Below are 317 nucleotides of genomic sequence, written 5' to 3' on the forward strand. Positions count from 1 at the left end.
CCACCGGCGCGGCGACGCGGGCGTTGCGGTCGTGGGCGTGACGAGCCATCCCGCCATCTATTCCAGCCTCGCCGGCGCGCCCTTGGTCGCGGCCTCGCTGCTTGTCCAGGAAGACCTCATCCTCATGCGCCGCGACGTCAGCGGCTGGCGTCTGGCCGCGGGTTCGCTGTGCTTCCCCTCGTCCTGGGCGCTCACCGAAAAATTCGGCAAGCCGCTGCAACAGATCCACGCGCCGGTGCCGGGCTTCGGCCCAGGCACGCGACCGGCGGACCTCATCAACCGCATGTTCGACGGCCTGCAGGGCCAGGCGGTCGAAC

Annotated in this window: 1 protein-coding gene; it reads left to right on the forward strand. The window is 70.7% G+C overall.

What is annotated here, in order from left to right; all coding sequences use genetic code 11:
• On the forward strand, window positions 1–317 hold a 317-nt coding region (locus EN857_RS33955; RefSeq protein ID WP_135897725.1), incomplete at both ends, for a heme-dependent oxidative N-demethylase subunit alpha family protein.

Origin of the sequence: Mesorhizobium sp. M4B.F.Ca.ET.214.01.1.1 (assembly GCF_004791545.1) — a bacterium.
Classification (GTDB): Bacteria; Pseudomonadota; Alphaproteobacteria; order Rhizobiales; family Rhizobiaceae; genus Mesorhizobium; species Mesorhizobium abyssinicae.